This is a genomic window from Methylobacterium sp. WL119, assembly GCF_008039875.1.
In the GTDB taxonomy this organism is placed as follows: Bacteria; Pseudomonadota; Alphaproteobacteria; order Rhizobiales; family Beijerinckiaceae; genus Methylobacterium.
The window spans coordinates 1-13346 of the sequence record NZ_VRUU01000119.1; the positions used below are offsets into that span (position 1 = coordinate 1).

The 13346-nt window shown below is 73.1% G+C and carries 12 protein-coding genes, 1 pseudogene and 1 riboswitch; of the genes and pseudogenes, 5 read left to right on the forward strand and 8 right to left on the reverse strand.

Going from position 1 to position 13346, the window contains the following annotated elements; genetic code table 11:
• The 7 genes and pseudogenes from FV227_RS24970 to FV227_RS25000 form a co-directional block, all read right to left on the reverse strand.
• A pseudogene (locus FV227_RS24970) lies at positions 1-648 on the reverse strand (precorrin-3B synthase); the annotation flags it as partial.
• A gap of 68 nt (positions 649-716) precedes the next feature.
• Positions 717-4097, reverse strand: coding sequence for a cobaltochelatase subunit CobN (gene cobN / locus FV227_RS24975; RefSeq protein ID WP_147860150.1), 3381 nt, complete (start codon positions 4095-4097; stop codon positions 717-719).
• A 7-nt stretch (positions 4098-4104) separates the two neighbouring features.
• A complete protein-coding gene (locus FV227_RS24980; RefSeq protein ID WP_187274946.1) occupies positions 4105-4689 on the reverse strand; it encodes a Uma2 family endonuclease in 585 nt (194 codons plus the stop codon).
• Positions 4690-4770: 81 nt separating this feature from the next.
• Entirely contained in the window at positions 4771-5805 is a 1035-nt protein-coding gene (gene cobW, locus FV227_RS24985) for a cobalamin biosynthesis protein CobW (protein WP_147729440.1), read from the reverse strand.
• A gap of 18 nt (positions 5806-5823) precedes the next feature.
• A complete protein-coding gene (locus tag FV227_RS24990) occupies positions 5824-6192 on the reverse strand; it encodes a DUF1636 domain-containing protein (protein ID WP_147844509.1) in 369 nt (122 codons plus the stop codon).
• Positions 6185-6934, reverse strand: coding sequence for a CbtA family protein (locus FV227_RS24995; RefSeq protein WP_147860152.1), 750 nt, complete (start codon positions 6932-6934; stop codon positions 6185-6187). The genes FV227_RS24990 and FV227_RS24995 overlap by 8 nt, the downstream gene beginning before the upstream one ends.
• A gap of 22 nt (positions 6935-6956) precedes the next feature.
• A complete protein-coding gene (locus FV227_RS25000) occupies positions 6957-7133 on the reverse strand; it encodes a CbtB-domain containing protein (RefSeq protein ID WP_147728670.1) in 177 nt (58 codons plus the stop codon).
• A gap of 36 nt (positions 7134-7169) precedes the next feature.
• Positions 7170-7451, reverse strand: a riboswitch (cobalamin riboswitch).
• 67 nt (positions 7452-7518) lie between these two features.
• Between FV227_RS25000 and cobU the strand changes: the two genes are divergently transcribed.
• The 4 genes from cobU to FV227_RS25020 all read left to right on the forward strand — a co-directional run bounded on the left by cobU (position 7519) and on the right by FV227_RS25020 (position 11672).
• Entirely contained in the window at positions 7519-8046 is a 528-nt protein-coding gene (gene cobU, locus FV227_RS25005; protein WP_147860153.1) for a bifunctional adenosylcobinamide kinase/adenosylcobinamide-phosphate guanylyltransferase, read from the forward strand.
• Positions 8043-8645: a cob(I)yrinic acid a,c-diamide adenosyltransferase gene (gene cobO / locus FV227_RS25010; protein ID WP_147728672.1), complete on the forward strand. Its 603-nt coding sequence runs from the start codon at positions 8043-8045 to the stop codon at positions 8643-8645. Before cobU ends, cobO begins: the two co-directional genes overlap by 4 nt.
• Before the next feature lie 34 nt (positions 8646-8679).
• On the forward strand, positions 8680-10116 hold the full coding sequence (locus FV227_RS25015; protein ID WP_147860154.1) for a cobyric acid synthase: 1437 nt from the start codon (positions 8680-8682) through the stop codon (positions 10114-10116).
• Positions 10117-10292: 176 nt separating this feature from the next.
• Positions 10293-11672 (forward strand): MFS transporter, encoded by a 1380-nt coding sequence (locus FV227_RS25020; protein ID WP_147860155.1) that lies wholly within the window; start codon positions 10293-10295, stop codon positions 11670-11672.
• Here the strand turns inward: FV227_RS25020 and cbiB are convergent.
• A complete protein-coding gene (cbiB, locus tag FV227_RS25025; RefSeq protein WP_147860156.1) occupies positions 11606-12595 on the reverse strand; it encodes an adenosylcobinamide-phosphate synthase CbiB in 990 nt (329 codons plus the stop codon). The genes FV227_RS25020 and cbiB overlap by 67 nt on opposite strands.
• Here cbiB and FV227_RS25030 point away from each other — a divergent pair.
• Positions 12575-13346, forward strand: a 772-nt coding sequence (locus FV227_RS25030; RefSeq protein ID WP_147860157.1) for an aminotransferase class I/II-fold pyridoxal phosphate-dependent enzyme, incomplete at its 3' end; no start/stop codon positions are given. The two genes, cbiB and FV227_RS25030, sit on opposite strands and share 21 nt — an antisense overlap.

A 13346-nucleotide genomic window follows, 5' to 3' on the forward strand; every position in this document is an offset into this window, starting at 1 on the left:
ACTTTCCCCCACGGAGGGGGGCGGGGGCTCGTCGGCGAGGATGGCGGGCAAAACCCGCACGAGGCTCCCTCGTTCCGTATCGGCAAGGTCGCGGATGCGGCGTCGGCCGCTGGTGGCGAACGCCCGGAGCAGCCCCGCGACCGCCTCGGCGGTTCGCGCCTCGTCGCACGTCGCGATCCACGTCACGCCCGCTTCGTCCGCGAGGCCGACCGCCGCGATCCCCGGCCCGGTCGCGCGCACATGGATGTCGGCCGCGATTCCCGAAAGGTCGGTGCCGCCGCCCTCGATCAGCACCAGGGTCTTCGGCGGAAGCCCGGCGATCGCGAGGCCGTGCGCCTCGATCGCGGATGCCATGGCCCTGACATCCACGGCCTCCCCGGTCAGGCCGGCGAGCGGGCTGGTGAGGGTGAGGCGCTGCGGGCCGCCGTCGGCGCGCATGTCGCCGAGGCCCGCCCCGCCCAGCGCCGCGACGAGGGCCGGCCGGGTCGCCTCGGTGACACCGCGCAGCTGTAGGTTGGCGCGCGCCGTGACGTCGACATGGCCGTTGCCGAAAGCACGGGATGCCGCCGCCACGGCACGGATCTGCGCGCGCGTCAGGATGCCGAGGGGCGGGTGGATGCGGGCGAGCAGGCCGTCCCCGGTCGGCATCGGCCGCGCGAGGCTGGGGCACCAACCGCGGCGGTTCGCAGCATCCGGCAGGACGCGACGCGGCACGTTCATTCCGCCGCCTGCGGCATCAATTCGTCGGCCGGCATCGCATTGCGCCGGCTGGTCCAGAGACCGCGGGCGCGGGCCTCGTCGAACCGCTCCAGGATCGCCCGCGTCGCCGCGGGATTGGCGGTGCGCAACGCGTCGAAGGTCTCGGCATCGGCGATCCAGGCGCCGTAGAGCCGGTCGAAGTCGGCATCGGTCACCGCGTCGGTGGTCGCGGCCAGCACGAACACCGCATCAAGCCCTTGAGCGAGTTCCTGGGCGCCGCGATAGCCGTGCCGCAGCTGTCCGGCGATCCAGCGCGGGTTCGCGAGCCGGGCGCGGACGAGGCGGGCGGCGTCCTCGCGGGCGGTGCGCACCTTCGGCGTCTCCGGCCTCGCGGCATCGAGGCTGTAGAGGGTCGGCGTGCCGCCCCCCAAGGCGGCCGCGGCGGCGAACCCGCCCATCGCATCGGCGGCGGCATCGCCGTCGAACAGGTCGCGTTCGGCCACGTCGAAGGCGTGGAGATAGGCGTCGGCCTGCGCCACCCGCTGGGCGAAGCCGGCATCCGCACCCTCCGCGTCGCCGTAGGCATGGGTGCTCGCCGCGAGATAGGCGCGCCCGAGATCGCCGCGCTCGGCCCATGCGCCGTCGAGCGCCGTCTCGGCGGCGCCGGCGCCATAGCGGCCGGGGGCGGCGCCGAAGATGCGAGCCTGGCCCTCGCCACGGCGGCGGGCTGCTGCAAGGGGGTTCTCGTCGTCCTCCTCCTCGCGCTGCGCCACGGCCCGTGCGGCGCGGTCGAGGAGGGCGAGGGTGTCCTGGAAGGTGTCGCGGAACGCGCCCGAGACGCGGCAGGTCACGTCGATGCGCGGCCGGTCGAGCAGGGCGAGCGGCAGCACCTCGAAGCCGGTGACGCGGGTGGTCGCGTGGTCCCAGGTCGGGCGGACGCCCATGAGAGCGAGGGCATGCGCCACGTCCTCGCCGCCGGTGCGCAGCGTCGGCGAGGCCCACAGGTCCATGACGATCCGGGCGGGATACTCGCCCTCGTCCTGGAGGTGGCGCAGGACGATGGCGGCCGCGGCCTTCTCGCCGAGCAGCGTCGCCGCCCGGGTCGGCAGCGAACGCGGATCGAGCGTCATCAGGTTGCGGCCGGTCGGCATCACGTCGGTGCGTCCGCGCGAGGGCGATCCGGATGGGCCCGGCGCCACGAATCGGCCGTCGAGGGCGGCGAGCAGCCCCGCCCGTTCGGCCTGCGCGCTCGCGACGACCGCGTCCGGCGCGCCGTCCGGTGCGCGGCCGAAGACATGGAGCCCGTCGCGGAACGCGGTCTCGCCGAGGTCGCACAGGTGCGCGTCGAGCGCCGCGAGCGCGTCCGTCATCGGCGTGTCGGCGTCGATTCCGGCGCCCGCCAGCAGCCCGGCCGCCTCGGCATCGTCGAGGATGGCGCGCGCGATCAGCGTCGCGCGTCGCGGGTCGAGGACGCTCGCGGCGCTGTACTCCTCGACGAGCTCGCGCAGGCGCGCCGCCTCCGGCTCGAGGCCGCCGGTCTCGATCGCCGGCGTCAGGTGCCCGAGCGCGACGCCGCCGAGGCGGCGCTTCAGCGGGGCCGCCTCGCCGGGATCGTCGACGATGAACGGGTAGACCACGGGCAGGGCGCCGATCGCCCGCGCCGGCCAGCATGCGGGCGCGAGCGCGACGGCCTTGCCGGGCAGCCATTCGGTGGTGCCGTGGGTGCCGAGATGGACCAGGGCGTCGAAATGCCGGCGCAGGCCGAGATGGAACGCGAGGTAGGCGTGCGTCGGCGGCTCGTCGGGATCGTGGTACCCGGCCTTGCGGTCGTCCGACCGGCCGCGGTCGGGCTGGAGGAAGATCGCGATACGGCCTGACGCGTCGTCTTCCCCTTCCCCCGCTGCGGGGGGAGGGGGCGTGTCGCCCCCGGCATCCACCATCCGAAAGCGGAACGCGCCGTCGCGGCACGTCGGGTCGGCTTCGGGTTCGCCCCAGCGTTCGATCAGCGCCTCGCGCGAATCTTCCGGTAGCGTCGCGAGCCAATCCCCGTAATCGGGCAGCGGGATCGCGAAGTCCGGCGCACCGTCCGTCAACGCCTGCATCAGGGCGGCGGCCTCCGGCAGCGATGGGCCCGCGTAGCCGGCCGCCGCGAGGTCCGACACGATCGCGCGCGCGCTCTCCGGCGTGTCGAGGCCGACGGCGAAGCCGGCGCGGCCGCCGCGGGACGGGTAGTCGGAAAGGACCAAGGCGATCCTGCGATGCCCGCGCGGCGTCGCGGCCAGGCGCAGCCAGGCGGCGGCACGGTCGGCGAGCGCCGCGATGCCGGCCGCGTAGGGCACCGCGCGGCGCTCGGCGTAGCCGTCGGCCGCGTCCGTTTCCTGCTTGAACGAGATCGGGAAGCCCGAGAGGCGGCCGTCGAATTCCGGCAAGGCCACCTGCATGGCGAGGTCCGCCGCGTTCATGCCCCGTGCCGACGCCTCCCAGGCCTCCTGCGGGCTGCCGACGGTGAAAGCCTGCAGCACCGGGCAATCGGCCGCGTCGAGGACGAACCCGGCATCCTCGCGCGCCGAAAAGGCGGTGGCGGCGACGATCAGGTCGGGTTTCCGCGCGAGGATCGCCGCGAACACCGCGTCGACCGCCTCCGCATCCTTGAGGCTCGCCACCGCCAGGGTCAGCGTTCCGATGCCCCGCTCACGGAGGGCGGCCGCCAGCGCGTTGGCGGGTGCGCCGTCGCCGCCGAGAGCCGCCGAGCGGTAGACCAGGATCAGCGCGTGCGGCGCAGCCGCGCCGGGCGCGCCGAGGCCGAGCGGCGAGGCGCCGAGCGAGAGCGCCGCGTCGAGGCCGAGCGGTCCGCAGCCCGGGCACCATGCGAAGCCGCGCGGCAAGGTCTCGGGCGGCTCGACGGTGGTCGGGACGCCGATCTCGGCCGCGAGGCGCCCGAGCATGCGGCGCAGGTTCTCGGGGCCTCCGGCGCGGAAATATCCGTCGAGCACCGGCGCGAGGTCGGGCGCGGTCGAGAGCTCGGCGAGCCGCGGGTCGGGCCGGTCGCAGCCGGGCAGGATCACCAGCGGGATGCCGGCGGCCCGTGCGACGGCGGCGCAGCGCTCGACGCCGTAGCGCCAGTAGTCGAGGCCGCCGAGGCAGCGGATCACGACGATCCTCGCCTTCGCCACCACGGTCTCGACGTAGAGATCGACCGACATCGGGTGGCGCAGGCGCGACAGCTTGGCCAGGCGCAGCGACGGGAAGCCCGGGCCGCAGGCCGCGTGGGCATTGGCGACGCCGAGCAGGTCGGAATCCGTAAACGACAGGAACACGACGTCGCCGGGCTGTTGCCCGAGATCGACCGCCGCCTCGCCGTCGTCGAGGCTCACCGTATCGATGCGGATCAGGTGCATGCGATGGTCAGCCTGCGGAGCCGCCCGGCTCGCCGGGGACGAGGCGGGGCCGGCTCGGAAACGCGACGCCGTCGTAGATCTCGGCCGCGGGCATGGCGATCCCGAACGCCAAGAGCGGGACCGTCGCGTCGAGCCCGAGAAGACGGGTCTCAGCCCAATGCCGGTCCGGATCACGCGTCCAGAGGCGGAGTTCCGCCGCATTGGGTTCCACCAGCAGGATATGCTCCAGGTCGGCCATCGTGCGGTACTCGCCGAGCTTCTCGAACGCATCGAAGTCGCGCGTGCTCGGCGACAGCACCTCGACGACCAGCCGCGGCTGCGCCGCCTTCAGCGCGTTCGGATCGCGGGATCCGCAATCGATCCCGATATCGGGGCGGCGGATCTGGCCGGGCAGCGTTTCGACGCTGCCGTCCCCGGTGAACGGACGGCATCCGCTTTCGCGTAGGGCCGTGCGCAACCATGCGAGGATGTTCACGACGATGTCGTCGTGAACGTTGCGCGCCCCGGCCATCATCCGCACCGGCACGCCGCCGACGAGCTCGTACCGCTCCGCTTGGGCTTCCTGCCAGGCGAAGAACGCATCGATGCTCATTGGCTCAAGTCGGCGGTCCAGCATCCCGGAATCTGCGGTGATCGTGAAAACGCGCAGTGTAGCCTGTGCGGCGGACAACCCCTAGCCGGCGAGCGCTTCGGCGACCGCGCCCTGGTCGAAGCCCTTCAGGCCGATCACCACCAGCGTGCCGTCGCGGGGCTCGGCCGCCGTCCAGGGACGGTCGAAATGATGGGTGATGCGGCGGCCGACGCCCTGCACCACGAGGCGCATCGGCTTGCCCTCGACGGCGCAGAAGCCCTTGATGCGCAGGACGCCCTCGGTCTCGGCCGCCTTCTCGACGCGGGCGGCGAGGTCGGCGGCGGTGATCGCCGTGCGGACCGGGAGCGCCACGGTCTCGAAGTCGTCGTGGTCGTGATCCTCGCCCGCGCCGTGATGCGAGGGGCGCGCGTCGAGGTCGTCCTCGGCGGCGGCCTGGAGGCCGAGCAGCACCCGCGGGTCGATCTTGCCGTGGGCTGTCTCGACCACCTTCACCGCGCGGGGAAGCTGGCGCTCCACCTCGGCCCGCACCTGCGCGAGGCCGGCGGCGTCGAGGAGGTCGGCCTTATTGAGCACGACGAGGTCGGCGCAGAGGAGCTGGTCCTCGAACACCTCCTCGAGCGGGTTGTCGTGGTCCACCGCCGTATCGGCGGCGCGCTGGTTGGCCAGAGCCTCGGGGTCCTCGGCGAAGGCGCCCGAGGCGACCGCCGGCCCGTCCACGACCGCGACGACGCCGTCGACGGTCACCCGCGAGCGGATCGCCGGCCACTGGAACGCCTGGACCAGGGGCTTGGGCAGGGCGAGGCCGGACGTCTCGATCAGGATGTGCTCGGGCGGGTTCGGGCGATCGAGAAGAGCCGTCATCGCCGGCACGAAGTCGTCCGCGACGGTGCAGCAGATGCAGCCGTTGGGAAGCTCGACGATCGAATCCTCGGTGCAGCCCTCGATGCCGCAGGCGGCGAGGAACGACTTGTCGAAGCCGATGTCGCCGAACTCGTTGACGAGGATCGCGAGCCGGCGCCCGCCGGCATTCTCGACCACGTGGCGCACCAGCGTCGTCTTGCCCGCCCCGAGGAAGCCGGTGACGATGGTGCAGGGGATCTTCTGGACGATGCTCATGGGGATCTCGCCGATGGCTCAGGCCGCGCGCGGCGGAAACGGGGGGATGCGGGCGACGACGCCCTTGCGGAATTCCTGCGGCCTCTGCTTCCACGGCACGATCCCGTCGGGCGTGCCGGCGTAGAGGCCGACGCCGTCGAGAATGATGCGTGCGGAATCCGCCGGGTCGAGGTCGCCGTAGACGTAGGTCCAGCGATCCTCCGCCGCCACGGCGACGGTGCAGGGCCGCTTGCAGACCGACAGGCACTCGACCGCTTCGATCGTCACGCCGTCGGGGGCGGGAAGCGCACGCAACGCGTCGAAGAGGCGGGCGCCCGCGCGCGGGCCGTCCGGCGCATCGCTCTCCATCCGGCAGGTGGTGCAGACGTAGAGGATCGTGTCAGCCACGGGCGCCTGCCGCGGCCTTCGGGCCGAAGGTCTGCCAGGCGCGCCCGAAGGCCAAGCCGATCACCGCCCAGAACACGAAGGCGATGGCGAGCGAGCGCGCGGCGAACTGCGCGGCGAGGCCGGCGGGAAGCTCGGACGGCGTCGCCGCCACCTCCGGCGCACCGGCCAGATGCGGAGCGACGATGAGCACGATTCCGCCGAGGATGGTGATCGGCACCCGGCGGATCGCGATGAGATAGATCCCCATCGCGGTGGCCGACGCCGTCATCACCCACCAGACCTGGCGGGCGGCCAGCGGGGCCGCCTCGCTGCCGGGCAGCTCGGGCGGCAGGCCCAGAGCCGGCGCGAGCGCCACTGCGAGGAAGCCGGCGACCGCGAAGGCGAGCCCGCGCTCGGGCGACGGCTCGCCGCCGGTGGCCAGCATCACCGCGCCGAGGAGCAGGGCGTAGCCGATCCCGCCGACGAGGGTCGCGAGCCCGGTGAACAGCATGCGCGGCAGGCCGGCGGCCGGCTGCCATTCCGGCTCGGCCTTGGTGTCGTGGTCGTGCCCGGCATGGGCGAGCACGATCGGCAGGCGCCCGGCCAGCGGGGCCGCCGAGGCGGCGGCGCCGGGAGCGGCCTGGGTCTCGTAGCGCTCGGCGGCGATGATCAGCGGCGAGGTGAGCGCGAGCTCGAGCCCCGTCACGAGGACGGCCGCGAGGAAGCCGGCGGCGAGCGCCGCCGACAGGAGCCGGATGAGCATGGGAACGCCTGGGTTCAGGCGGTCAATGGCAGGGGAAGTTCTGCGTGTGCCGGAAGTCGTGCGCCGCGTTGTGCAGCGCCGAGGCCGGCGAGAAGCCGGCGAGGAACACGAGCCCGAGGCCGAGCATGGCGGCGGCGACGATGGCGACGAAGCCCTCGTTCGCGCGAGTGCCGGTCTGGGTGAGGGTCTGGGTGGTCATGTCGACAACATCTCCGGCCGCCCCGCCGGCGGCGTTCGAGAAAGCGCGGGGGACGGCAGGTCTCCTGGCTCGCGGATCGCAGCGCCTGCCGCCTTCCCGAAACATCGGTGGCCGAGGGCAGGAGCTGAGGGCTCCCACGGCGATCCGGGCTTCGATCCGCAACGCAGTCCCATCTTGGACAGGTCGGTTCAACGAAGCCCGGATCGCCGTGGGGACCCTGGCCGCTTACAGTTGCGGGGGCAGCCGCGGCATCGGGTTTCCCCTCACCGCATTCCCTTTTCACCCCGTCTCCGGGGCACCGTCGCGTCCAGCCATAGCCTGTCCGGTCTCCCCGCACAACGGAGGCTTTGACGGGCGCCCAGGGGTTGGGGCATGGGTTCCAGCCATGCAGCAGGCCGCGCCTCGGACGACCCTCGTGCTCGGCGGCGCGCGCTCGGGCAAGAGCGCCTACGCCGAGAGGTTGATTGAGGCGGTGCCGGGCCCCTGGCTCTACCTTGCCACGGCACAGGCCTGGGACGACGAGATGCGCGCGCGCATCGCCCTCCACAGGGCGCGGCGCTCCGGCGACTGGATCACTCGGGACGTGCCGACCGCCCTGGCCGCCGCGATCGCGGAGGCGCCGGGGCCGGTGCTGGTCGATTGCCTGACCTTGTGGCTGACGAACCTGCTGCTCTCCGATGCCGACCTCGACGCCGAGACGGCGGCGCTCCGCACTGCCTGCCGGGAAGCGCGCGGGCCGCTCGTCCTCGTGTCGAACGAGGTCGGCCTCGGGATCGTGCCCGACAATGCGCTCGCCCGCCGCTTCCGCGATGCGGCCGGACGCCTCCACCAGAGCCTCGCGGCCGAATGCGACCGCGTCGTCCTGACGGTCGCCGGGCTGCCGCTCGTCATCAAACCGCAGGGAACGCCATGACCGACGACGCCGAACGCCATCGCGAGAAGATGGAGAAGCGCAAGGCGGTGCAGGACGCCGAGGTCGCGGCCAAGACGATCGAGAAGGGCCTGCTCATCGTCAACACCGGACCCGGCAAGGGCAAGACCACGGCGGCGCTGGGCTTGGCGCTGCGCATGCTGGGGCGCGGACACCGGGTCGGCGTGGTGCAGTTCATCAAAGGCGCGTGGGACACCGGCGAGGCGCATGCGCTGAGGACCTTCGGCGACCGGGTCGCGTGGCACGCGATGGGCGAAGGCTTCACCTGGGAGACGCAGGACAAGGCCCGCGACATCGCCGCCTGCCTCAACGCCTGGAACCGGGCGACCGACCTGATGGCCGACCCGAGCCTCCGTCTCCTGATCCTCGACGAGCTCAACATCGCGCTGCGCTACGACTACCTCGATCTCGACGCGGTGGTGGCGACTCTGAAAAGCCGTCGCCCGGACCTGCACGTCGTCGTCACCGGCCGCAACGCCAAGCCGGCGCTGATCGAGGCCGCCGACCTCGTCACCGAGATGGGCAGCGTGAAGCACCACTTCGCGGCCGGCGTGAAGGCGCAGGAGGGGATCGAGTTTTGATGGAATGGTCCCTTCAGCCGTGACCCGAAGCCTAATGATCCAGGGCACCGGCTCGGACGTCGGCAAGTCGTTGATCGTCGCCGGGCTCGCGCGCGCCTTCACCCGACGCGGGCTTCGGGTGCGCCCGTTCAAGCCGCAGAACATGTCGAACAACGCCGCCGTCACAACGGATGGCGGCGAGATCGGGCGGGCGCAGGCGCTGCAGGCGCGGGCGGCCGGCGTCGCGCCGTCGATCCACATGAACCCGGTGCTGCTCAAGCCCCAGACCGAGGTCGGCTCCCAGGTGGTGGTGCAGGGCCGCATGGTCGCGACGGTGAAGGCGCGCGACTACCAGGCGTGGAAACCGCGCCTGCTGGCGGCGGTGCTCGACAGCTTCGACCGCCTAAGGACGCAGGCCGACCTGATTCTCGTCGAGGGTGCGGGCTCGGCATCCGAGGTCAACCTGCGCGCCGGCGACATCGCCAACATGGGGTTCGCCCGCGCGACGGATACGCCGGTGGTGCTGCTCGGCGACATCGACCGCGGTGGGGTCATCGCCAGCCTCGTCGGCACCAAGGCGGTGATCGATCCCGACGACGCCGCGATGATCGTCGGCTTCCTGGTCAACCGCTTCCGCGGCGACCCGAGCCTGTTCTCCGACGGCATGGACCTGATCGCGCGCCACACCGGCTGGGCCAGCCTCGGCCTGATCCCGCACTTTCCCGAGGCGGCGCGCCTGCCGGCCGAGGACGTGCTCGGGCTCGTCGGGTCCGCCGGCCCGGCGGCGACGCGCATCGCGGTGCCGGTGTTTCCGCGGATCGCCAACTTCGACGACCTCGACCCGCTGCGGGCCGAGCCCGCGGTGGAGGTGGTGCTGGTCCGCCCGGGCGAGGCGATCCCGGGCGATGCCGCCCTGGTGCTGCTGCCGGGCTCGAAGACCACGATCGACGATCTCGAATTCGTCCGGGCGCAGGGCTGGGACGTGGACTTGCATGCGCATCTACGCCGCGGCGGCCGGGTGCTCGGCCTGTGCGGCGGATACCAGATGCTCGGGCGGACGCTGTCCGATCCGGACGGCATCGAGGGCGAGGCGCGGACCGTGCGGGGCCTCGGGCTGCTCGCCGTCGACACGGTGATGACGCCGTTGAAGCGGCTCGAAGCCGTCTCCGGCACCAGCCTGCCCGACGGCATGCCGTTCACCGGCTACGAGATGCATGTCGGCGACACCACCGGCGCCGACGCGGAACGGCCGCTGCTGCGCCTCGCCGACGGACGCGCCGACGGTGCGGTCTCCGCCGACGGCCTGGTGTCCGGCACCTACGTCCACGGCCTGTTCGCCGACGACCGCCAGCGTGCCGCATGGCTCGCCCGCCTCGGCGCACGATCCGACGGCGCCTCCTACGAGGCCGGCATCGAGCGGGTGCTCGATGCCCTTGCGGCGCATCTCGAGCAGCATGTCGACTGCGACCGGCTGCTGGCCCTGGCGCGATGAGGCGCACCGGGGATGAGGCGCACCGGGCATGACACCGAGGCGCGTCCTGTCCGCGAGCAGGCATCCCGGGCTGTCGGGGATCGCCGTGGGCCGATAGGCACGCGCCGCCGCGGAGCCTAGTCTCGTGCGAAAGCGCGGCCGGTCGCGATCGACCGCCGGGACGCGAGGAACGCCCGATGACGCCCACCGAGACCGCGGCCGACGACGCGCTCGCCCGACGCACGATCGCGACGGTGACCTGGCGGCTGATGCCCCTGCTCGGGGTGATGTACCTGATCGCCTATATCGACCGGCAGAACATCTCCTATGCCAAGTTGCAGATGGTCGGCGACCTCGGGCTGAGCGAGAGCGTCTTCGGGCTCGGGGCGTCGCTGTTCTTCCTCGGCTATTTCCTGTGCGAGGTCCCGGCCAACGTCATCCTGGAACGCGTCGGCGCGCGCCTGTGGTTCGCCCGGATCATGGCGACCTGGGGCCTGATCACGGTGCTGCTCGGCTTCACCCGGAACACGGCGATGTTCTACGGGCTGCGCTTCCTTCTCGGCGTCGCCGAAGCCGGGTTCTTCCCCGGCGTGCTGTTCGTGCTGACCCTGTGGTTCCCGCAGAAGCACCGCGCGGCGATGATCGGCTGGTTCATGATCGCGAGCGCGGTGGCCAACGCCGTCGGCGCGGCGATCGGAGGCGCGCTGCTCGACCTCGACGGCGCGCTCGGGCTCAAGGGCTGGCAGTGGGTGTTCGTCAGCACCGGCGTGCCGGCGCTGCTGCTGGCCGTGATCGTGCTGGTGGTCCTGCCGGACGGGCCGGAGAAGGCGCCCTGGCTCGATCGCGCCGGCCGCGACTGGCTCGGCCGGACGCTGCGGGAGGAGCGCGAGACCGGCGGCAAGGTCGAGCACGGCAACCCGTTCGCTGCGCTCCTCGACCGGCGCGTGTGGATGCTCGCCAGCGTCTACGTCGCGTTTCCGCTGGCCGCCTATGGCCTGAGCTACTGGCTGCCGACGGTGGTGCGCAGCTTCGGCGTTACCAACACCGTCAACGGCTTCATCAACGTCATCCCGTGGGTCGTCACCGGGCTGGCGCTGTGGTGGGTGCCGCGGCATTCCGCGCGCACGGGCGAGCAGACCTGGCACGTCGTCGGCCCGGGGCTCGTCGCCGCGTCGGCGCTGGCGCTGAGCGTGGTGGTGCCGGGCTCGATCCCGAAGTTCGCCTGCCTGTGCGTGGCGGCGGCCGGCATCTTCTCGGCCCAGCCGGTGTTCTGGTCGCTGCCGCCGACCTTCCTCAAGGGCGCGTCGGCCGCGGCCGGAATCGCGGCGATCAACTCGGTGGGCAATCTCGGCGGCTTCATCGCCCAGAACGCCGTGCCGATCATCCGCGACCGAAGCGGCAGCGACCTCGTGCCGATGATCTTCCTCTCGGCCTGCCTCGTGGTCGGCTCGTGCCTCGTCTTCGTCGTGCTCGGCGCCCTGCGGCGCGATGCCGGCCGCCGCGCCGCCGATCAGAGCATGGCGAGCCCGGTCGCGCCGGCGGCGAGCCCCCACAGCAGCACGCAGGCGGTTCGATAGAGGCGCAGGGCCCGCTCGATGTCGTCGGCCGCCGCCGCCGCGCGGCCGTCGCCCATCCAGGCATCCTCGACCGCGACGCCGGCATAGACCCGCGGGCCGGCGAGCCGAAGGCCGAGCGCGCCGGCCATCGCGGCCTCGGGCCAGCCGGCATTCGGCGAGCGGTGGCGGCCGGCGTCGCGCCGGATCGCGCGCCAAGCGCCGCCCGGCGAGGCGCCGTGATGGATCGCGGCGGCGGCGACGATCAGCAGGGCGGTGAGCCGCGAGGCGGGCAGGTTCACGAGGTCGTCGAGCCGGGCCGAAGCCCAGCCGAAGGCCTCGTGGCGCGGGGTGCGGTGGCCGATCATGCTGTCGGCGGTGTTGATCGCCTTGTAGAGCGCGCCGCCCGGCAGGCCGCCGAGCCCGATCCAGAAGGCCGGCGCGACGATGCCGTCGGAGAAGTTCTCCGACAGGCTCTCGATCGCGGCGCGGCAGATCCCGGCTTCGTCCAGCGTCTCGGGATCGCGCCCGACGATCATCGACACCGCGCGCCGGCCGCCCGGCAGACCCTCGCCGCGCAGCCCCTCCGCGACCCGGGCGACGTGCTGGTACAGGCTGCGCTGGGCCGGCAGGCTGGCGCAGAGGAGGGCGATGAGCGCGATCGCCGGGAGCGGGGCGGCCAGCCCCGCCGCGAGGGTGAGACCGAGGGCGGTCGCGCCGACGCCGGCGAGGAGCACGGCGAGCGCGAGAATCCCGCCGAGCCGCCGCGCGGTGCGGCCGCCGCGGTTGAGGCCGCGGTCGAGGGCGGCGATCACCCGGCCGATCCAGGTGACAGGGTGGCCGAGCGCCCTGTAGAGCGCGTCCGGATAGCCGAAGGCCGCCTCGATCACGAGGGCGAGGGCGAGGATGGCGAGCGTATCGGGCGGATGAGCGAGCGCGGTGGACATGGCGTCTGGGGTCCGGGGAGGCCCGAGGCGGAGCCGATCGCCCATGGCGGCGACCTCGATGCGGCGCGGCGGATGTTTCCCGATGCGCCGGAGCCTTGGATCGACCTCTCGACCGGGATCAATCCGGTCCCCTATCCCTGCCCGGCGATCGACGCCAGCCTGTTCCACCGGCTGCCCTCCGCCGCGGACCATGCCGCGCTCCGCGAGGCGGCGTCCCGCGCCTACGGGGCGGCGCCCGACCGCATCGTGCCGGCGCCGGGCACGCAGATCCTGATCGAGACGATCCCCCGCCTGGTTTCGCCGCGCGCGGTCTGCGTCGTCGGGCCGACCTATGCCGAGCACGCGGCGGCGTGGCGTCGGGCCGGGCACGCCGTCTCGGCGGTGCCATGCCTCGAAGCGGTCGGCACCGCGCAGGTCGTGGTCGTGGTCAATCCCAACAACCCCGACGGGCGGACGTGGCCGGCGTCCCCGCTGCTCGCCCTCGCCGAAGTCCTCTCCGCCCGCAACGGCCTGCTCGTCGTGGACGAGGCCTTCGCCGATCTCGAAGCCGTCGAGAGCCTGTGCCCGCGGCTGCGGCCGGGGCTCGTGATCCTGCGCTCGTTCGGCAAGACCTACGGGCTCGCCGGCCTCAGGCTCGGTTTCGCCGTGGCGGAATTCGGGATCGCGCGCCGGATCGCGGGGGCGCTCGGGCCCTGGGCCGTCGCCGGGCCGGCGCTCGCGATCGGCCGCGCCGCCCTCGACGATGCCGCGT

What these genes read in the sequence shown, in the direction of transcription:
- cobN (WP_147860150.1), bottom strand. Translation starts at nt 4,097, where the DNA reads ATGCACCTGATCCGCATCGATACGGTGAGCCTCGACGACGGCGAGGCG.
- FV227_RS24980 (WP_187274946.1), bottom strand. Translation starts at nt 4,689, where the DNA reads ATGAGCATCGATGCGTTCTTCGCCTGGCAGGAAGCCCAAGCGGAGCGG.
- cobW (WP_147729440.1), bottom strand. Translation starts at nt 5,805, where the DNA reads ATGAGCATCGTCCAGAAGATCCCCTGCACCATCGTCACCGGCTTCCTC.
- FV227_RS24995 (WP_147860152.1), bottom strand. Translation starts at nt 6,934, where the DNA reads ATGCTCATCCGGCTCCTGTCGGCGGCGCTCGCCGCCGGCTTCCTCGCG.
- FV227_RS25000 (WP_147728670.1), bottom strand. Translation starts at nt 7,133, where the DNA reads ATGACCACCCAGACCCTCACCCAGACCGGCACTCGCGCGAACGAGGGC.
- cobU (WP_147860153.1), top strand. Translation starts at nt 7,519, where the DNA reads ATGCAGCAGGCCGCGCCTCGGACGACCCTCGTGCTCGGCGGCGCGCGC.
- cobO (WP_147728672.1), top strand. Translation starts at nt 8,043, where the DNA reads ATGACCGACGACGCCGAACGCCATCGCGAGAAGATGGAGAAGCGCAAG.
- FV227_RS25015 (WP_147860154.1), top strand. Translation starts at nt 8,680, where the DNA reads ATGATCCAGGGCACCGGCTCGGACGTCGGCAAGTCGTTGATCGTCGCC.
- FV227_RS25020 (WP_147860155.1), top strand. Translation starts at nt 10,293, where the DNA reads ATGACGCCCACCGAGACCGCGGCCGACGACGCGCTCGCCCGACGCACG.
- cbiB (WP_147860156.1), bottom strand. Translation starts at nt 12,595, where the DNA reads ATGTCCACCGCGCTCGCTCATCCGCCCGATACGCTCGCCATCCTCGCC.